Annotated in this window: 13 protein-coding genes; 9 read left to right on the top strand and 4 right to left on the bottom strand. The window is 51.0% G+C overall.

Annotation, left to right across the window (positions count from 1 at the left end):
- Positions 1–6: 6 nt before the first annotated feature.
- Positions 7–3294, bottom strand: coding sequence for an AsmA-like C-terminal region-containing protein (locus GOB58_RS05745; protein WP_173559572.1), 3288 nt, complete (start codon positions 3292–3294; stop codon positions 7–9).
- 35 nt (positions 3295–3329) lie between these two features.
- Between GOB58_RS05745 and GOB58_RS05740 the strand changes: the two genes are divergently transcribed.
- Together GOB58_RS05740 and bcp are read left to right on the top strand one after the other, a co-directional pair.
- Positions 3330–6419 carry a bifunctional [glutamine synthetase] adenylyltransferase/[glutamine synthetase]-adenylyl-L-tyrosine phosphorylase gene (locus GOB58_RS05740; protein ID WP_173559571.1) on the top strand — a complete coding sequence of 1030 codons (3090 nt, stop codon included), beginning with the start codon at positions 3330–3332 and terminating at the stop codon, positions 6417–6419.
- A 27-nt stretch (positions 6420–6446) separates the two neighbouring features.
- Positions 6447–6923: a thioredoxin-dependent thiol peroxidase gene (bcp, locus tag GOB58_RS05735; protein WP_086635899.1), complete on the top strand. Its 477-nt coding sequence runs from the start codon at positions 6447–6449 to the stop codon at positions 6921–6923.
- Between the two features lie 25 nt (positions 6924–6948).
- On the opposite strand, the gene GOB58_RS05730 is transcribed toward bcp, so the two are convergent.
- From GOB58_RS05730 to GOB58_RS05720, 3 genes are all read right to left on the bottom strand, one after another.
- A complete protein-coding gene (locus tag GOB58_RS05730; RefSeq protein ID WP_086554412.1) occupies positions 6949–7353 on the bottom strand; it encodes a hypothetical protein in 405 nt (134 codons plus the stop codon).
- Between the two features lie 110 nt (positions 7354–7463).
- Positions 7464–8744: an MFS transporter gene (locus GOB58_RS05725; RefSeq protein ID WP_173559570.1), complete on the bottom strand. Its 1281-nt coding sequence runs from the start codon at positions 8742–8744 to the stop codon at positions 7464–7466.
- Between the two features lie 22 nt (positions 8745–8766).
- The gene (locus tag GOB58_RS05720; protein WP_086635928.1) at positions 8767–10029 is read right to left on the bottom strand and encodes a dicarboxylate/amino acid:cation symporter; all 1263 of its coding nucleotides are present in this window, start codon (positions 10027–10029) and stop codon (positions 8767–8769) included.
- Between the two features lie 395 nt (positions 10030–10424).
- Between GOB58_RS05720 and GOB58_RS05715 the strand changes: the two genes are divergently transcribed.
- The 7 genes from GOB58_RS05715 to rplL all read left to right on the top strand — a co-directional run bounded on the left by GOB58_RS05715 (position 10425) and on the right by rplL (position 19038).
- Positions 10425–13595 carry an efflux RND transporter permease subunit gene (locus GOB58_RS05715; protein ID WP_086554410.1) on the top strand — a complete coding sequence of 1057 codons (3171 nt, stop codon included), beginning with the start codon at positions 10425–10427 and terminating at the stop codon, positions 13593–13595.
- Positions 13595–14935, top strand: a complete 1341-nt coding sequence (locus tag GOB58_RS05710; protein WP_086554409.1) for an efflux RND transporter periplasmic adaptor subunit — start codon at positions 13595–13597, stop codon at positions 14933–14935. The genes GOB58_RS05715 and GOB58_RS05710 overlap by 1 nt, the downstream gene beginning before the upstream one ends.
- A 23-nt stretch (positions 14936–14958) precedes the next feature.
- Positions 14959–16503, top strand: coding sequence for an efflux transporter outer membrane subunit (locus GOB58_RS05705; protein ID WP_242005238.1), 1545 nt, complete (start codon positions 14959–14961; stop codon positions 16501–16503).
- Between the two features lie 128 nt (positions 16504–16631).
- A complete protein-coding gene (gene rplK, locus GOB58_RS05700) occupies positions 16632–17063 on the top strand; it encodes a 50S ribosomal protein L11 (protein WP_086554407.1) in 432 nt (143 codons plus the stop codon).
- A gap of 4 nt (positions 17064–17067) precedes the next feature.
- A complete protein-coding gene (rplA, locus tag GOB58_RS05695) occupies positions 17068–17757 on the top strand; it encodes a 50S ribosomal protein L1 (protein WP_194299645.1) in 690 nt (229 codons plus the stop codon).
- A gap of 280 nt (positions 17758–18037) precedes the next feature.
- Positions 18038–18562, top strand: coding sequence for a 50S ribosomal protein L10 (gene rplJ / locus GOB58_RS05690; RefSeq protein WP_086554405.1), 525 nt, complete (start codon positions 18038–18040; stop codon positions 18560–18562).
- 104 nt (positions 18563–18666) lie between these two features.
- On the top strand, positions 18667–19038 hold the full coding sequence (gene rplL / locus GOB58_RS05685; RefSeq protein WP_086554404.1) for a 50S ribosomal protein L7/L12: 372 nt from the start codon (positions 18667–18669) through the stop codon (positions 19036–19038).
- Positions 19039–19043 lie beyond the last annotated feature (5 nt).

The raw sequence follows: 19043 nt of genomic DNA, 5'->3' as shown, positions 1-19043 counted from the left end.
ATAATCTTAGTCAGGGAGAACCGCCCGCAGCGCTCCGGGTAACAGGATGGCATACGGGTTAACGTGGAAATCAGGGTTTTTAAGTTTCCCGGACAGTGAAAATGTTACTGCCAGCAGGCCGCCATTTTTTTCGGGGCTGAATAATTGTCCGATAGCCGGTATTTTACCAAGCAGACTGTTCAGGGCAAATAGCGGTATAACCGTACCATCAATATCCAGTGTACCCTGCTTCAGATTAATGTCTCCTTTCATCGTCGCCCCCAGTGCACCGTTACCAGCATTGGCATCATGAATATTGATAATGCCATCTGATAACGACACGGGCACCGAAAGGTGCGTAATTGCAAATGAAGAGGCCTTTTTACTATTAATCCAGCCATAGAGAGAGATGTTTCTCGCTGCGAGAACGATACCTGGTACTTTAGTTACTGAAAATGTGCTGACATTAATAACACCATCAAAAGGTGCTGCCGGCAAAGCGTCGTTAAATGTTCCTTCCAGGGTCGCATGTCCGCCCTCGACATCAGGAATAATGTTAAAGGCTTTGAGAAAACCACCGGCATCAGGGATATTCACAGATAAATGCCGGTTTTTAGGTGCGGGGGTCATCTGAATTGTAATGGGAGAGGGAGCTTTCATGGTGAAAAGCATTTTCTCAAGCCGCAGGCCATTATGAAAAAAACGGGCGTTAATGCTGTGCAGAGCAGGCTTGGTCTCATTATAAATCAGTGAGTCAGCCTGCAGATTTATTCTCCACGCATTCCCCGGAGGGCCATGTAATTTCCCATTCGCTGCTGTGGGGATAGAATATCCATCATTTTCTTTCTTTTTCGTATCAGGAGAAGAAGATGGCGCGGAGGCAAAAGCTGAGTCCAGCAGGGGGGAAAGATCAAGCTGTGAAGCAACAACGCTGACATCAATCGTTTTGTCTCTGGACAGAAAAGGAAGAGACAGTTCAGCGTGTCCTGAGGAACGCCCTATATGGAAAGAGGATACAACCAGCCTGGGTGCTGTCTGAGAGCGCAGATTAATCTGCCCGCGAATATTCAGATCAGGTCCGTCCCCGGCGAGTTTATCGACACTGACCATATGACCATCAGCCATGTTGAGTGTGGCAGAGAGTGTGGCAGGCTGCCCTGCGGCTTTATGCCACATGGGAATGAAGATGTTTGCATGTTTCAGGTCAAGGTTGAGGTTGACGATGGCGTGTTTATTAAAAAAACGCGTATAATCAACTTTCAGGTTAGCCATGCCCTCGAAATGGTTTCCCGTTACAACGCCCGCAGCCAGAGCAGAATCTGGTGTGATATGTGCATTCAGGTGGAGTGTTTCAGCAATATCAGTCGGGCTGCCAGGTACAAAATTCATCATGTAGGAAACGTCAGATGGCTGCTCACCAGCCAGTGCGTGCCCTGACAGGCTGAGTTTTTTTGTTGTGGCCTGGAGTTTAAACTGACCATCATTGACGGAGTGATGCAGCACAACGTTTTCAAGATGTACGTGTGACAGAGCTGCTCTGGCATCAACGACAAGCTGATCGGCTGTAATGTGACTTTCCAGAGGAAGACCCAGCATCAGCGAGATATCTGCACTGCCTGACGGGTGGCTGAAACTGAGCGGGTGGCGCGAGAGGAGGTGCATACGTGGCTCAGACAGCAGAGACAAAATATCCTGCACCTTGCCGTGCATACTGGCATTGATCACGCTCGTCTGATCTTTTTGATCAAGCCCGTTGATGACCATTGTGCCGGAGTTAATTGTGATGCGTCCTGTTCCGGTTGTTGCCAGCGCAGCATTTTTGAGCGTTGCGATCTGGTAGCCCTGGGTAAACGTAATAGTGATGCTTTTAAGGTTATTAATTGCCAGATGTGCACTAACATCATGAAAAGGCGAAACCGGACGCAGCCAGTGAACAGTTAGCCCTGTGCCATCGACCCCGCCGTCAATATGTTTGACTTTCAGAGCACTCCAGCCGGTTTTGCTTTGTAAATCCAGAGAGACATGCAGGTTTCGGGCTGTGCCTGATGTAATATTTTTCATTACCCACAGGCGTCCGCCTTTGGCCGCACGTATAGGCCAGTAGTTACCTATCTGCGCAAATTGTAAGCCGGGGATAGAAAGCGTTGCTCCGCCTGACAGGCCTGTGGGACTTAACAGATCGGAAATATCAAAATAACCCTGACCTGTGACCGTAAGGCCCTGATCGGGCTGATCAGGTGCGGCAGGGTTAAGGAGGTTAAGGGTCAGTTCTTTTAATTTTAGTTTTGCTCCGACTGCGCTGGCTGAGTGATGAAGCAGGTCAGCATGCAGTGTGGCGGTACCGTGCGTGAGAAGATAAGGTAGTTTCTTTACTTCTATCGTGCCTGCGCCAATATCGGTCGTCAGGTCAACTGCACCAGGTACTAGCCAGATGCTGTGCTTAACAGGTGAGAGAGTGATATCAGCACCCAGACTTACGGTGTTGTTAATCTGGGTCAGTTCTGGTGCAAGTGAAGCAAATGCCGAAGGACGGACCGGTGTGAGAGCAATATGCCATCTTGCATTATTATTTTTGGTAACAACGCCGCCTGCGTTTATAGCCAGGTGTGTCTGAGGTGTATCCTGACTGGTAATCTGTAAGGAGAGTGAACCGGTTACAGCGTTTTTTCCGTGCAGGGTTTGGACATTCAGATCAGCTTCTGCGGGGGAGAGTGTCCACCGTGTGTTTGTTTTATTGTCGTCGAGCTTAATAACAGTATCATGAAGCCTTACATGCCGGATGCTGCTGAAGCTGAATGAGTGTGAATGTTTTTTATTATGATGGTGTGTGCCGTCTGGTGCTCCGGTCAGGTTAATATCACCATCCGGTGTGCGGCTGAGATTCAGATGCGCACCTGTAACGGCAAGAGTATGTAATCTGATCTGACCATGTATTAATGATAGCGGGCTAAGTGTCGCTTCAGCCTCTTTAATAGTGTCGGCCGGTGCTGTCGGGGCACCGGGGATGAGACTGATGTTATAAATTTTAAGTCTGAGTGGAATGGCAAAACCATCGTGCAGGCTGTTCCACCTCAGCTCAATTCTGCCAAAGTCAAGGGTGGTTTTATTTTCAGGATGTGCTTTATCTTTTTGTAAGACCACAGGCAAAAAAGGTCTGGCCAGTGGTGTTATATTCAAAGGTTTAAAGAGCATATAGCACAGCAGGCTGGCCACTGCGCAGACCGGAATAAGCAGGACAACAAGCGCTGTAATAAGCAGCGCAAAACGTAATTTTTTCTTTGCGGGACGAGGCAGGTCTTGACCAGTTGAAGTCAACGCAGCAACCCTTTGTTCTTCTCCAGGATGGTCATATGATACAACCCGCTCCACAAATTCTGTTTCATGATATCCGTCAGTTGCGTGGTTCCAGCGTCTGGCCCGATGCCAGGTGGCCGGCGGCAGCTGAACCGCAGGCCGCGGACCGCTTTTGCACAGACATGGCTGATGCCCTGCGTGAGGCTGGTTATCAGGCTGTCCTTGATCAGCCGGGTGTCATGGCTTTGCTTGCCTGTCTTGGTGGCAACAGCCCCTACCTGTCTGATCTTGCCTTCCAGGATATCACATTCTTTGTGGCACTGATGCGGCAGGGGCCGGCAGAAAGTGCGGCACATGTTTTTGCTGAGCTCGATGCCTGTGACATTACCCGTGAGCGAGAGCATATTGCGGCTGTTCTGCGTCAGGCTAAGAAACGTATTGCGCTTCTGGCCGCAGTTGCTGATCTGGGTGGCTTCTGGTCGCTTGAAAAAGTTACTCAGACGCTGAGCCGTCTTGCTGACATGACTCTGGAGGTTGCTCTCAGGCATTTATTACGCGCTGCCCACTATTCAGGTCAGATAGAATTGAAAAACCCGGAGCGTCCGACCTTCCGCTGTGGAATTTTTGTTCTGGCAATGGGAAAACACGGAGCACGTGAACTTAATTTCTCCTCTGATATTGACCTTATGGTGCTGTATGATCCGTCATTATACAAGCAATCAGACGGTGTAAGACGCATTTTTATTCGCATGACCGGCGATTTAGTCAGTCTGATGGAAGCGCGCGATGCAAATGGCTATGTTTTTCGTACTGATTTACGTCTGAGGCCCGACCCGGGATCAACGCCGCCTGCTGTTTCTGTGCAGGCCGCGATGGTTTATTATGAAAGCCTGGGGCAGACATGGGAGCGGGCGGCTATGATAAAAGCGCGCCCTGTTGCTGGTGATCTGGCTCTGGGGCGGTCATTTCTGGATGGGCTTCGTCCTTTTGTCTGGCGGCGCCATCTCGATTTCGCTCTGATTGATGATATTCACATCATGAAGGCCCGTATAGACCACTACCGTAAAACCGGGCGGACGGACCTTGCCTCACAGCCTGACACAATGATGGCAGATGCACAGGCAGGTATCAGCTGGCTGCTTGGGCACAACCTGAAACTGGGGCAGGGCGGTATTCGCGAAATTGAGTTTATTGTTCAGGCGATGCAGCTCGTCTGGGGCGGGCGAGACCCCGCCTTGCGGGATAAAACAACATTTGGTGCGCTTAAAAAGCTTGTGCGTTCGGCTTATCTGCCGCGTGAAGAGGCAGAGACACTGGCTCGTACCTATCGTCTGCTGCGTGACGCTGAGCACCGTCTGCAAATGCGCTCAGACCAGCAGACGCATTCTTTGCCAGATAAGCGTGAGGCGTTTGAGGCGTTCGCTATCTTTATGAATTACTCAGATGCTGAGACAATGGTGCTCGATCTGTTGCCACGCATGCGTGAAACGCGCCGTATTTTTGAACGCCACTTTGTGACGCATTCAGGAAGCCCCGAAGCGGAGGATGCACGTTTTCTGGTTGTTGACCCGAACGATCAAAAAACGGTTGATTATCTCAACGAGCAGGGATTTAGTGCTGATCAGGCTGTTGAGGCTGCCCAGATTCTGGCGCGCTGGCAGAAACATAGCATGAGGGCTTTGCGCTCAGAGCGTGCCCAGGCGTTGCTGCGTAAGCTGCTGCCTGCTCTGCTGGGCAGCTTTGTAACCCGTAGCAACCCTCTGGCATGTCTGCGGCGTTTTGACACGTTGCTGGCGCGTCAGCATGCAGGGGTGCAGCTGCTTTCTCTTTTTGAGAAAAACCCGGTTCTGATTGATCGCATTGCAGACATATTTGATGCCTCGGCTTTTCTTGCTGATCATCTTGCCGATACCCCTTCTGCTCTTGAGGGTATACTGGAGCCTGAGCCTGAATCCGGGCGTAATGTTCGCGAGCGCCTGCATCAGCTGGCCCGTGAAGCAGAAGATACTGAAATGCTCGTGACAATGCTCCGTCCGCTTCTGCGTGGTGAGGAGTTTCGTCTTTCTGTCGCTGTTCTTGAAGGGCGGATGGATGAAGATGAGGGAGAGCGTATCCGCACTATTCTCGCTGATGCGGTGATGATTGCTTTGTGGCGTGCTGTAGAGAAAGACCATACCCGCCGGTATGGTCGTGTTCCTGGCGGCAGCATGGCAGTCATTGCAATGGGTAAAGCAGGCTCTCGTGAAATGATGCCTGGTTCAGACCTTGATCTGCTCTTAGTCTTTGATCACCCGGAAGAAGAGCTAAACAGCATTATTCCTGAACGGGCTGCGGCAGCAGCAGAGGGTGCATTTTATTCTGCCCCCCGGAGTGTGACGGTATCACAATATTACACGAGGCTGGCCCACGCCTTTATTGCAGCACTGACAGCCCCGGGGCCAGAGGGGCCGCTTTATGCTGTTGATATGCGGCTGCGCCCGTCAGGTGCCGCTGGTCCGGTTGCGGTGTCACGTGCTGCTTTTATGCGTTATCACCGTGAACAGGCATGGACATGGGAGCGTATGGCTTTAACCCGTGCACGCATTATCACGGCACCTCCGGCCCTGCGTCGTGTTTTGCAGGAGGACCTGAACCATATTCTTGATGGTTCGGTAAAGGAAATTCCATTCAGTGCGGGGAGTGTTCTTGAAGACGCACGGAGCATGCGGGCGAGACTTGAGCGGGATTTGCCCGCATCAAGCCCATGGGACGTTAAAAGGCGTTCCGGCGGATTGATGGAAGTCGAGTTTCTGGCTCAGAGTCTGCAGCTGGAGGCAGTTGATTCGTCGGTAAGAGACACATGCACGCGACGTGCTTTGACACAGCTTGGCCGGGCAGGCGTATTGTCGCACGATGATGTGACACTTTTGCTGAAGGCTGACCGTATCTGGCGGCGTCTGCAGTGTCTGCTACGTCTGTTGTGTGGACCCGTGCCGCCACAGGATCTGGAAAAGGAACTTTCAGCCGGTGCTCAGGCTGTGTTGCTGCGTGCTTTACAGATGGGTAGTTTGTCTGATGTGCTGAGTGAAACCAGTGAACTGGCACATGCTGTCAGAGCATGTTTTGAGCGTATTGCTGGCATCGTAGGTGAAGAAAGCAGTCAGTAACGTATAGTGTCAAAAAAGGAGAGTGTTATGTCGCAGACGTATGTTTTGAAAGAGGGAGATACAGCTCCCGACTTTTCGATGGATGCTACGAACGGCCGGCACGTTAGCCTTCAGGGCCTTAAAGGGCAGGCTTTTGTTCTGTATTTCTATCCGAAAGCTGATACGCCAGGATGCACGAAGGAAGCCTGCGCTTTTAACGATGCTTTGCAGGCTTTTGATAAAACCGGACTTAATATTATTGGCGTTTCGCGTGACCCGATGAAAAAGCTCGAAAGCTTTTCAGAAAAATACGGGCTGGCTTTTCCTCTGGCATCAGATGCAGATGGTCAGGTGACCGAAGCCTATGGTACCTGGGTCGAAAAGTCGCTTTATGGCAAAACATACATGGGTATAGAGCGCACAACTTTCCTGATTAATGCTGAAGGAAAAATTGCGCGCATATGGCATAAAGTTAAAGTTGACGGCCATGCCGATGCAGTTGTGGAGGCTGTTTCGGCACTGTAAATGCTCTGGCTGTTTGCCTGAAAGCTTAATAAGCGCCCGGAGCGTAGTAAGAGCCGGGTGCATAATACCCGCCAGGAGCATAATAAACGGGGCGTGGTGGTGGCGGTGGTGCTACCGGTACCACTGGCACAGCGTAGACTGGCGGTGCTGGTGGAATATAAGCAACCGGTGGAGCCGGCTGAGCTACGGGAGTACCGATCGCCGCTCCGGCGAGGGCGCCGACAGCAAGCCCGCCAATCAGAGCACCGGCGATAGCGCCGCCATTGCTATGGTGATGGTGGCGATAGGCACCCGGGCCGGGACCTCCCCATCCACCGCCTGGAGGAGGGCCGCCCCGGCCATAAGGATAAGCATGTGCAGCAGGCACGGTCGTCATCAGAGTTCCGATGACAGCAGGAAGAGCAATTAAGAGCTTTGTAACAGACCGCATGAGAACACTCCCTGTTCAGCGTTGTAACTGTTCTATGCGTATAGAAAAGACCTGACTCATGGCTTTTTGAAGGCCTGATTCTGACAGCATTTGCCTTTGTTATGAACTCTTCAGTTTGCCGTATTTTCCGGGGATGTGTCGATCTGGCTCCCTGAGGGAAGTGTCAGAACCGTCAGGAAAGTGACAAACGCACAGGCCGAAACATATACAGCAAACCAGGATTCGTGGCCGATCTGGCGAAACCACAGAGCAATATATTCTGTCGTGCCACCAAAGACCGATACAGTGATGGCGTATGGCAGAGCAACGCCAAGGGCTCTGACCTGTGTCGGAAAAAGTTCGGCTTTAACAATGGCATTGATAGACGTGTAGCCTGAGGCGATGCTCAGGGCGAAAACGATAAGGAGGAAGGCAAGCCAGGGGGATTTGATTTCTGACAGCATTGAAAAAACGGGAAGTGTGCAAAGGCTTGCCATAACACCAAAATAGATAAGCAGGGGTTTACGGCCTATGCGGTCAGATAAGGCACCAAAGGCAGGTTGCAGAAGAGAGAAGACGACAAGCGAAGCTGAGGAGATCAGAGTTGCGGTGTCTTTTGGAAAGCCTACCGTATTTGCAAGGTATTTTTGCATGTAAATTGTGTAGGTATAAAAAATGACCGTGCCGCCCAGCGTCATGCCACATACGGTCATAATAGCCCGTTTGTATTTCCAGAGTACCTTCAGGCCACCTTTTTCTTTCTTCTTGTGGCTGGATTTAAAGTTTTCACTTTCTTCCATGTTTCGCCGCATCCAGAAAATCAGCAGGCCGCCAACAGCGCCAAGAAAAAACGGCACGCGCCAGCCCCATGCGGAAATCTGCTCTGGTGTCAGAAAAACATATTGCATGAGCAGCAGGATAATAAGAGCCAGCAGTTGCCCCATCACCAGCGTGACGTAGAGAAAGCCTGACCAGAAGCCTTTGTTATGTGCAGATGACATTTCAGCCAGATAGGTGGCAGAAGCTCCGTATTCACCACCAAGGCTGAGCCCCTGAACGAGGCGGGCAATGAGCAGAATAGCAGGTGCCATAAGGCCGATCTGATCATAGGTAGGGCAGAAGGCTATAATAAGCGAACTGGCGCACATTGCTGTGACTGAAACAGTCAGGGCTGTTCGTCTGCCATAACGGTCAGCAGCAGAGCCAAGAAGCCAGCCCCCGACAGGGCGCATAAAAAAGCCAATGGCAAATACTGCAGCGCTTTTTAAAAGTTCAGCGGTCTGATCCCCGTGGGGAAAGAAAGCATGGGCAAAATAAATTGCGAAAGATGAATAAACGTACCAGTCATAATACTCCAGAAGGTTGCCGGCTGATCCCGCAATAATACCTCTTATGCGCTGCACTGTATTCATCACATACTGTTCCGTTTTAATCTCAGTAAATTTCAGGTGCCTGGTGGGATATTTTTTTATTTTCAAGTGCATTGCGCAGTTGTTGTTTATCGAGACTATTTTCCCATCGTGAAACAACAATCGCGGCGACAGCATTGCCAATCAGGTTTGTCAGTGACCGGCACTCTGACATGAAGCGATCAATACCTAAAATCAGCGCCATACCAGCAACGGGAACAGAAGGTACGACAGAAAGTGTTGCGGCAAGAGTAATAAATCCCGCACCAGTAACGCCGGCGGCTCCTTTTGAGCTGACCATAGCGACAAGCAAAAGAGCAACCTGCTCACCCAGGCCAAGGTGAACATTTGTCGCCTGAGCGATGAACAGGGCGGATAAGGTCATGTAGATATTGGTACCATCAAGGTTGAAGGAATACCCCATAGGCACGACCAGCCCCACAATACCCTGCGGACAGCCTGCATTTTCGAGTTTTGAGATCAGGCCGGGGAGGGCTGATTCAGATGAGCTGGTACCCAGAACAATTAACAGCTCTTCTTTAAGGTAACGCAGCAGACTGAAAATGTTAAAGCCCACCAGGCGGGCAACAACACCGAGAATGAGGACAATAAATAAAATAGCAGTCAGGTAGAAGGTGAGGATAAGCAGCACAAGATTGCCAATAGAGCTGACGCCAAAACGACCAACTGTAAAAGCCATTGCCCCGAAAGCACCAACAGGAGCAGCGTACATCACCAGTCTGACGACGCCAAAGACCAGTTCGGTCAGACTTTTGAAAAAATCGAGTATTTTTTCGCCGGCTTTGCCCATTTGCGCGAGGCTGATCCCAAAAAGAATGGAAATGAGCAGCACCTGCAAAATTTCGCCTGATGTGAAGGCTCCCGCCGTTGTGGTGGGAATAATGTGCATCAGAAATTCGGTAAATGTGTGAGAGTGTGCCTCAGTAACAAATGATCTGATGCTGCTGGCATCAAGAGATGCCGGGTCGATGTTGAGGCCGCTGCCCGGGCGGACAACATTGGCCACAATCATGCCAATAATCAGTGCTAGCGTGGAAAAGAGTAGGAAATAGCTCATAGCTTTGCCGGCAACGCGCCCGGTTTGTTTCAGGTCTGCCATGCCGGCAATGCCGGTGCTGACCGTCAGAAAAATGACAGGGGCGATCACCATTTTGATGAGTTTAACAAATCCGTCACCCAGTGGCCGCAATGATGTGCCAAAACCGGGAAAAAAGTAGCCAACAACGATACCGGCTATCACAGCTGCGACAACCTGAAGGTAAAGCATTTTATGACGAGACGAAGACGGTGCCGAAAGAGCGGCGGGGTCAGGCAGATGCACGCGGAAAGTTCCTGTTGTGAATTGTTATTGTTGTTGAACGGTTCTGTGCCGGATGGTTCAGTATAATCTCTAAAAAAATCCCTGTCATTGCATGGTATCATTTCACGCGGAAATGTGTGTTAATTTCGTTGTGAGCGAATACGTTTATTAAGGGTAATGAACTGTTCTGAGAAAAGGTACGTAAGTATCAGGTGTGGAGTAATTATGTCCTGCTTTTACAGGGAATATGAACGTAAGTTTAGGCCTGTTAAAGGTATTTTTATTTGCGTCATCACAGGATAGCTGTATGCGAGGGAAGGATGTCTGTTGTTTGTTAGTGATCATCTGAGGATAGGCGCGCAATGAATGAAATCGTCGTTACGGCGCTTAAAAAGCCATATACTTTTGTTGTGCTCTCTATTCTCATTGTTGTTTTTGGTATAAGGGGAATTTTCAAAACCCCTACTGACGTTTTTCCAAGTATTAACATCCCGGTTGTTGCAGTTGTCTGGACATATACCGGCTTAATGCCTGAAGATATGTCGGGTCGTGTCGTGTATTATTACGAGCGTGCGCTGACTGCTACCGTTAACAATATTGAGCACATAGAGAGTCAGTCCTATTACGGGCGTGGTATTGTTAAAATTTTCTTCCAGCCCGGAACAGATACTGCCGTTGCACAAACGCAGATTACTTCCGTCTCGCAGACTGTGATTAAGCAGATGCCGACGGGGTCAACGCCCCCATTGATTCTGACGTATAATGCGTCTTCGGTGCCGGTTATTACCCTTCAGGTTGCCTCAACCTCGATGACGGCGTCAGAAATTTACAATATGGCGTCAAACTATATCCGTCCGGCTCTGGTGTCGGTGGCGGGTGCAGCTATTCCCAATCCCTATGGTGGTCAGCCAGCCAATATAATGGTTGACCTCGACCCGATTAAGCTGCTGGCTCATAAGCTTTCGCCGGTTGACGTTTCAAAAGCTCTGGGTAGTCAGAATATTGTGCTGCCTGCAGGTGATCAGCGTATCGGGCCATTTGACTGGATGGTTCAGACTAACGCGTCCCCCCGTGAGCTTGATGAACTTAATATGATACCGATCAAGCAGGTCGGAAACGCTGTAGTGCGCCTGCAGGATGTTGCCTGGGTTCATTCAGGTGGTCCGCCTCAGACCAACCTGGTGCTTGTTAAAGGGCAGCAGGGTGTTCTGATCGTTATTATGAAAAGTGGTGATGCTTCTACGCTTGAGGTGGTTGCGGGTGTGAAGGCCCTGCTGCCGGGGATTGTCAAAACCCTGCCGCCGGGTGTTAGTATCAAAATCCTCAATGACGCCTCTACATTTGTGAAGGAATCTGTTCAGGATGTGTTGCGTGAAATGTTCACAGCAGCGTGTCTGACAGGCCTTGTGGTATTGCTGTTCCTCGGATCGTGGCGTTCGACAGTGATTATTGCCACGTCAATTCCGCTGGCAATGCTGTGCTCGATTATCTGCCTTGGCTGGGCGGGGCAGACCATTAACGTTATGACGCTTGGCGGTCTGGCGCTCGCGGTCGGTATTCTTGTCGATGATGCCACCGTGATGATTGAGAATATTGATGCGCATCTTGAAATGAATAAAGATCTGGAAACCGCTATTATCGACGCGGCTAACCAGATTGTTATTCCGACATTCGTTTCGACATTGTGTATCTGTATTGTGTGGACACCGCTGTTCCAGCTGACGGGGGTTGCCGGCTGGCTGTTTATGCCAATGGCTGAAGCCATTGTGTTTGCCATGATCGCCTCGTTCATTCTGTCCAGAACGCTGGTGCCAACTATGGCAAAGTTCATGCTGGCGGCTCAGGTTGAAGCCCACCGTGCACATGCGGGTGAAGCGCCGAAAACGTTTTTCGGTCGTTTTCAGAAAGGCTTTGAGCGTCGTTTTGAAGCTTTTCGTCACGCCTATTACCGCCTGCTGAAATATCTGGTGAGCGTGCGTACCAGTTTTATACCGATCTTTGTTTTGTGCTCTGTGCTGTCAATGGGGCTTTTGCTGGCTGTCGGGCAGGACTTCTTCCCTGAAGTGAACTCTGACGCGCTGGCTATTCATATGCGTGCGCCGCTGGGCACAAGGCTGATGGAAGCCGGAAAAATTTCCGAGCTTATTAATCAGGAGATCGAGCGCACACTGCCTGGTCAGGTTGAGGGTATCGTTGATAACTGCGGTCTTCCCTTCAGTGCGCTGAACCAGGCATTTATCCCTACACCTACGGTTGGTACACAGGACTGTGACCTGACGGTATCACTGAAAAACTCTGAGGCCCCGGTTGCTGAGTATCGTCGTCTGATCCGTCGCAATCTGATGGAGAAATTTCCCGGTACACAAATTTCTTTCATGCCTGGTGATCTGACCTCAAAAATTCTGAATTTTGGTTTGCCGTCACCTATTGATGTGCAGATCGTCGGTCGTAATCTGACGGATAATTTTAAGTTTGCTAACCGGCTGGCTGAGCGTTTGCGCCATGTTACGGGGCTGACGGATATTTCGGTGCAGCAGCCTATGACAACGCCTACACTGCGCATTAACGCACGGCGTACATATGCCCTTGGTACAGGGATTACGGAATCTGATGTCGCTAACAATGCGCTGGTGTCACTCTCAGGCAGTTCACAGGTCGGTCAGGTTTACTGGCTTGATGTTACGACTGGTGTCTCGCATCTGATTGATATTCAGACGCCGGCTGCATTTTTGCAGACCATGAATGACCTGGAGCTTACACCGGTTGATAAAGGTGACGGTAACCCTTCAGGTAAAAATATGCAGATTCTGGGAGGGCTGAGCCATATTGAGCAGACAGGCACCCCGGGTGAGGTCGCGCATTATAATATTATGCCCGTTTTTGATATTTATGCCTCAAATGAGGGAGTTGATCTGGGTAAAGCCTCGCGTGATGTCGAGCAGATTGTTGACCAGGAGCGGATCAATCTGCCTCATGGTTCATCTCTCGTTGTGCGTGGGCAGGCAGTTACAATGAACAGTGCATATGTGCAGCTGATTGCTGGTCTGGCGATGTCCATTCTGCTGGTTTATCTGCTGATCGTTGTTAACTTTCAGTCATGGCTTGATCCGTTTATCATCATCATGGCCCTCCCGGGGGCGCTGGCTGGCATTTCATGGAGCCTGTTTCTCACGCATACAACATTGTCTGTGCCGGCTCTGACCGGGGCGATTATGTGCATGGGCACGGCCACCGCAAATGCTATTCTGGTTGTAGCGTTTGCCCGTGAAAGGCTTGATGAGCATGGTGACGCGGTTAAGGCTGCTCTTGAAGCCGGGTATGAGCGTATTCGCCCTGTGCTGATGACTGCACTGGCCATGATTATCGGTATGTTGCCGATGTCTATGAGTAATTCACAAAATGCGCCTTTAGGTAAAGCCGTTATGGGCGGGCTGATTGTTGCAACTGTTGCGACATTGCTGTTCGTCCCCTGCGTTTTTGCCTTGTTACACAATCATAAAAAGACAGAGCTGAAGAGCGAGGGAGAGAGCTGATGAGTGCGCATGATCAGGGGCCGCACGGCAGACATGACTCAAACCCGGGGCAGCATTCAGTTTCCCCTGCAAAACGCCGGCTCTGGGTGTTTGTTGTCGGGGGTGTTGCTGTGGGGCTGGTCGTTATCGGCCTTGTGCAGCGGCATATGCAGTATTCAAAACTGATTGATGAAACAATTCATCAGGCTGTGCCGGCTATACAGGTTATTTACCCGCAGGAGGGGCCGTCAGAGCGTACGTTGTCTCTGCCCGCTAATGTTTCGGCCTGGTATCAGGCTCCTATTTATGCCCAGGTCTCGGGCTACGTGAAAATGTGGTATAAGGATTTCGGTGCTGTTGTGAAGGCAGGTGACGTACTTGCTGAAATTAACACGCCAGGTCTTGATGCGCAGTATTCCGCAGCGCAGGCCCGGCTGAATGTTGCCAAAGCCCGGTATAAACTTGCTGAAATTACAGCTGCCCGCTGGAAGGCTCTTCAGGGTACGCAGGCCGTCTCACGTCAGGAGGTTGACGTGCAGGCCGCGAATGCTGCGGCTGAAAAAGCTGAGATGGAGGCCGCGGGCTTCGATGTCGAGCGCTTTGCCGCGCTGGAGAACTTTAAGCGTATTGTCGCCCCGTTTGATGGTGTCGTTACATCGCGTTTTGCTAACGTAGGTGATTATGTTAATGCCGGCCGCGGTGATGTGGATTCACAGGGGCAGGCGACAGAACTTTTCAGTGTTGCTGATGTGCATGCTATGCGTGTTTTCGTCGCTGTCCCGCAGGATTACGCTGATGTTATAGGGCCAGGCCTTCAGGCTGATCTGGTTCTGCCGCAGTATCCTGATAAAGTGTTTAAAGCAAAATATCTCACAGCAGCGACGGCATTTAATTCTTCTACCCGTACCGTGACCACTGAGCTCACAATTGATAATAAAACCCGTGAACTGTGGCCTAATTCGTATGCGACAGCGACATTCCGTGCTCCGGGAGATTCAAATATTCTGATCCTGCCGCTGGGTGCGCTTATTTTCCGCGCGGAGGGTACGCAGGTTGCGCTGGTTGATGATACCAACCATGTGCATCTTGTAAGCGTTACAGTGGGTACAAATCTTGGGTCTACCCTGCAGATTTTACGCGGTGTTAAAAAGACCGATCGTGTCATTAATAATCCTTCTGCCGGCATTCTTGACGGGCAGGAGGTGCGTGTTGTTCAGGGCACGCCAGGGTATAACGCTCCTCCGGTTAAGCCCGTGGCGGCCTCCGCTGCGGCAAAGGCTAATGCGGCAAAGCAGACAGAAAATGTAAGAGCTCTGCCTGATGATAATGCACCAGTACCTGAAGCCGGAGGTCGTCAATGAAATGGGGCGGAAGGTCATATAAAATGATGCGGTGGGGGCTTGCTGCTCTGTCACTGACAACGGCTTTGTCTGGCTGTGACCTTGCTCCCCGTTATAAGCCTGAACCTCTGAAGCTGCCGGCAGGCTGGGGGGATGCGAAGTTTTTAACGGATGCCCGTCCGTCTGACGCAGCTCTTCGTTCTGACTGGTGGGTCATGTTTGGTGATCCGCAGCTGAATGAACTTGAGGCTCAGGCTATGCGCCTTAACCCTGACTTGCAGGCGCAGGCTGAGGCTTTTTTGCAGGCGCGTGACGCTGTTGCTGAGGCTAAATCGCATTTGTACCCGCAGCTCAATGGCAGTGCGAGTGCACAGAAAAACAAAAGCTCTCATCACAGGCTCTGGCGTGGTGGAACTGCCACCGGTCCTACCTATATGTCGTCTGAGCAATATTCAGCTGTGGCGACATGGGAGCCTGATTTCTGGTCGGCTATCCGTAACAGAACCCGGGTTGCCAAGCAGCGCGCGCAGGCTATAGCCGCAGATTATGCGCTGGCACGTCTCAGCCTTCAGGCTGAACTGGCCAGTGATTATGTTCTGTTGCGCGGGCTTGATGTGCAGGATGCGGTGTACAGGGATTCGATAGGTTACTATAAAACAGCGGTGCAGATTACTAAGCTGCGTCTTGTTGGTTCTATCGCTCCTGGTATGGATGTGTCACGTGCTGAGACACAGCTTTTCACGACCCAGGCGCAGGAGACAGACATTCTCACTCAGCGTGAGATTGTTGAGCATGCTATAGCCGTACTTGTGAATAAGGCTCCGGCAACGTTTCATATTGCGCCGGTGAATAAGTTTGCTTTTGCTGATGTTGAACCACCCGTTGCCTTGCCTGCAACACTGCTGGAGCGTCGTCCCGATGTTGCCTCAGCTGAGCGGGGCATGGCCCAGGCGAACAGGGCGATTGGTATTTCAAGGGCTGCATTTTATCCTGATGTGTCATTTAACGCGATGACCGGATTTATGGATAACGGGTTTGACCTCGCGTCTCTGTCTAACTCTATGTACCAGTATGCTGTGCAGGCATTGCTACCTTTGTTTACCGGCGGGGCGCGGCGGGCTGAGCTGCAGCGTAGCTGGTCGCAGTATCGCCAGCAGGAAGATCTGTACAGAAGCGTTGTGCTGAGCGCTTTTCAGGAAGTGCAGGATAATCTTTCCAGGACAACGCGCCTGAAGGTACAGCAGCAGCAGCAGAGTGGCGCGGTTAATGCCGCGTTGCGCACGCAGACGATGACAATGGCGCTTTATACAGGTGGCCTTACAAACTATCTGGATGCAGTGGTCGCGCAGATTGCAGCACTTGAGGCGCGTATTAAACTTGTGCAGGTTCAGACCCGGGCCTTTGATGCGCGTGTAGAGTTAATTCGTGCGCTGGGCGGGGGCTGGTCACGGAGCGAACTGCCTGGCTCTCATGAGCTGATGCCATTTGGCGTTTTGCAGTATGAAAAGCTTCATCACGCAACGCCCGTCGGCGGTATTGGCACGCAGACAGATGCACGCTCTGCTGATCTTACTGGTGAAAAAAAATAGCAGATTTGCTTGACCTGTTTTCAAAAAGCCGCTAAGGGCGGCACTCTCAACGGAACGTGGGAGGCTCGTGCGCGGTATGCGCTGAGCCGCTGACCACGGTTCGGGTTCAACGATAAGGAGTCCCGGATATGGCCAAAAAAGTTGTTGGCTACATCAAGCTTCAGATTCCTGCTGGTAAGGCTAACCCTTCACCGCCAGTAGGTCCAGCGCTCGGTCAGCGCGGTCTGAACATCATGCAGTTCTGTAAAGAGTTCAACGCCAAGACCCAGGGTCTTGAGCCAGGTATGCCGATCCCGGTTGTTATTACAGCCTATGCAGACCGTACGTTCAGCTTTATTACAAAAACGCCGCCAAACACATACTTCCTGCTGAAAGCTGCAAAGGTTTCAAAAGGTAGCCAGACTGTTGGTAGATCAGCCAATGTTGGTAAAGTGACGATGGCGCAGCTTCGTGAAATTGCGGAGCAGAAGTTTAAAGACATGAACGCTAATGACATCGACGGTGCAGTAAGCATGCTTGCTGGTTCTGCTCGTTCCATTGGTCTGACGGTGGAGGGCTGAGATTATGGCTAATAAGCGTCTCAAAGCTGCTCAGGCAAAAGTAAACGGCGATCAGGCTTATGGTCTGGATGAAGCTATTGCTCTCGTAAAAGGCAATGCAACAGCTAAGTTTGACGAAACAATTGAGATCTCCCTGAATCTGGGGATTGATCCGCGTCATGCTGATCAGATGGTCCGTGGTTTTGTTTCTCTGCCAAATGGCACAGGTAAAACGCTGCGCGTTGGTGTTTTTGCCCGTGGTGCAAAAGCAGACGAAGCTCAGGCTGCCGGTGCTGACGTTGTCGGTGCAGAAGACCTGATGGAAAAAGTGCAGGCAGGCGAAATTGCTTTCGACCGCTGCATTGCAACGCCTGACATGATGGCTCTGGTTGGCCGTCTTGGTAAAATCCTCGGTCCACGTGGTCTGATGCCAAACCCAAAACTGGGTACGGTTACCATGGACGTTAAAGGTGCTATCGAAGCTGTTAAAGCTGGTCAGGTTGAATACCGTGCTGAGAAAGCTGGTATTGTTCATGCTGGCGTTGGTAAAGCATCTTTTGATGCAGCGAAGCTTGCTGAAAACGTTCGTGCATTTGTTGATGCTGTTCAGAAAGCGCGTCCGTCAGGTGCTAAAGGCACATACCTTAAGAAGGCAGGTCTGTCTTCTACAATGGGTCCTGGTGTCAGCCTTGATGTTTCAGCTTTCGCTGGCTGAGTAAAAGAATGACGTTGCGTCGGTATATCTGGCGTGACATCTCAGGGAAGCTGGTATATTCAGCTTCCTGACCTGTCCGAGACCGCATGTGGTTAGACCTTAATAGGCCCTGAGGCCTGCAGGTGGTAAGACGGGGATGCTGGTTGTCTATCGTTTTTTACGGTAGCTCCGGGATTCCGTTTAGAGGGCAGGCGAGCAGAGCTTTGCGGTGGTCGTAAAGCTCTATGGGCAACCCGTTCTGACTGAACATGTGTCAGGCGGAACAAGACGGAGACGGGATTTGAACCGTACGGAAAAGCGGGACTTCGTTGCTTCCCTCGCCACCGTGTTTGCCGAAACGTCAATGGTTGTGGTCACCGAAAATAAAGGTCTGACCGTAGCTGATGTGACTGATCTGCGACGCAAGGTGCGTGAAGTGGGTGCTTCGTACAAAGTCACGAAGAACCGGCTGACAAAACTCGCCCTGGCTGGTACCCAATTCGACGGAATCAGCTCGCTGCTGAAGGGTCCTACCGCGCTTGCGTGGTCAGAAGATCCGGTCGCTGTAGCGAAGGTGATCGTTGAGTTCGCCAAAACCAATGACAAGCTTGTGGTGCTTGGTGGATCACTTGGTTCTCAGGTCCTTGGGGCCGATGGAATCAAGGCTCTTGCTGAGCTGCCATCTCTGGATGTGCTGCGTGCACAGCTCGTGGGTCTTATCTCCACGCCTGCTACACGTATTGCTGGTGTCACTCAGGCACCGGCTGGCCAGCTTGCTCGGGTTTTTGGGGCCTATGCCAAAACGGGTGAGGCGGAAGCTGCCTGAAATTACACGCCGTCTGGTGTGTGATGTCTTTTTTCTGAAGTGTGGCCTCCCTCATGCTGAGGTCGCATTTTGTAAACCAGTATTTATATAGAGAGTCTAAATCTATGGCTGATCTTAACAAGATTGTTGACGAACTGTCAGCTCTGACCGTTCTCGAAGCTGCTGAACTGTCAAAACTCCTCGAAGAAAAATGGGGCGTTTCTGCTGCTGCTCCGGTTGCAGTTGCTGCTGCTGCTGCTGCTCCTGCCGCTGCTGCTGAAGAAAAAACAGAATTCGACGTAATTCTGACCAAAGCTGGCGACAAAAAAATTAACGTCATTAAAGAAATCCGTGGTATCACGGGTCTCGGTCTGAAAGAAGCTAAAGACCTGGTTGAAGGTGCTCCTAAAACCATTAAAGAAGGCGCTAACAAAGACGAAGCCGAAAAAATCAAGAAACTTCTTGAAGACAACGGCGCAAGCGTCGAAATTAAATAATTTCC

The organism is Acetobacter thailandicus (assembly GCF_011516655.1).
GTDB classification, from domain to species: domain Bacteria; phylum Pseudomonadota; class Alphaproteobacteria; order Acetobacterales; family Acetobacteraceae; genus Acetobacter; species Acetobacter thailandicus.
The sequence above is the reverse complement of the archived record's forward strand: the minus strand, read 5'-3'. Positions and strand labels throughout refer to the sequence as shown.

What these genes read in the sequence shown, in the direction of transcription:
- GOB58_RS05740 (WP_173559571.1), top strand. Translation starts at nt 3,330, where the DNA reads ATGATACAACCCGCTCCACAAATTCTGTTTCATGATATCCGTCAGTTG.
- bcp (WP_086635899.1), top strand. Translation starts at nt 6,447, where the DNA reads ATGTCGCAGACGTATGTTTTGAAAGAGGGAGATACAGCTCCCGACTTT.
- GOB58_RS05730 (WP_086554412.1), bottom strand. Translation starts at nt 7,353, where the DNA reads ATGCGGTCTGTTACAAAGCTCTTAATTGCTCTTCCTGCTGTCATCGGA.
- GOB58_RS05725 (WP_173559570.1), bottom strand. Translation starts at nt 8,744, where the DNA reads ATGAATACAGTGCAGCGCATAAGAGGTATTATTGCGGGATCAGCCGGC.
- GOB58_RS05720 (WP_086635928.1), bottom strand. Translation starts at nt 10,029, where the DNA reads ATGCTTTACCTTCAGGTTGTCGCAGCTGTGATAGCCGGTATCGTTGTT.
- GOB58_RS05715 (WP_086554410.1), top strand. Translation starts at nt 10,425, where the DNA reads ATGAATGAAATCGTCGTTACGGCGCTTAAAAAGCCATATACTTTTGTT.
- GOB58_RS05710 (WP_086554409.1), top strand. Translation starts at nt 13,595, where the DNA reads ATGAGTGCGCATGATCAGGGGCCGCACGGCAGACATGACTCAAACCCG.
- GOB58_RS05705 (WP_242005238.1), top strand. Translation starts at nt 14,959, where the DNA reads ATGATGCGGTGGGGGCTTGCTGCTCTGTCACTGACAACGGCTTTGTCT.
- rplK (WP_086554407.1), top strand. Translation starts at nt 16,632, where the DNA reads ATGGCCAAAAAAGTTGTTGGCTACATCAAGCTTCAGATTCCTGCTGGT.
- rplA (WP_194299645.1), top strand. Translation starts at nt 17,068, where the DNA reads ATGGCTAATAAGCGTCTCAAAGCTGCTCAGGCAAAAGTAAACGGCGAT.
- rplL (WP_086554404.1), top strand. Translation starts at nt 18,667, where the DNA reads ATGGCTGATCTTAACAAGATTGTTGACGAACTGTCAGCTCTGACCGTT.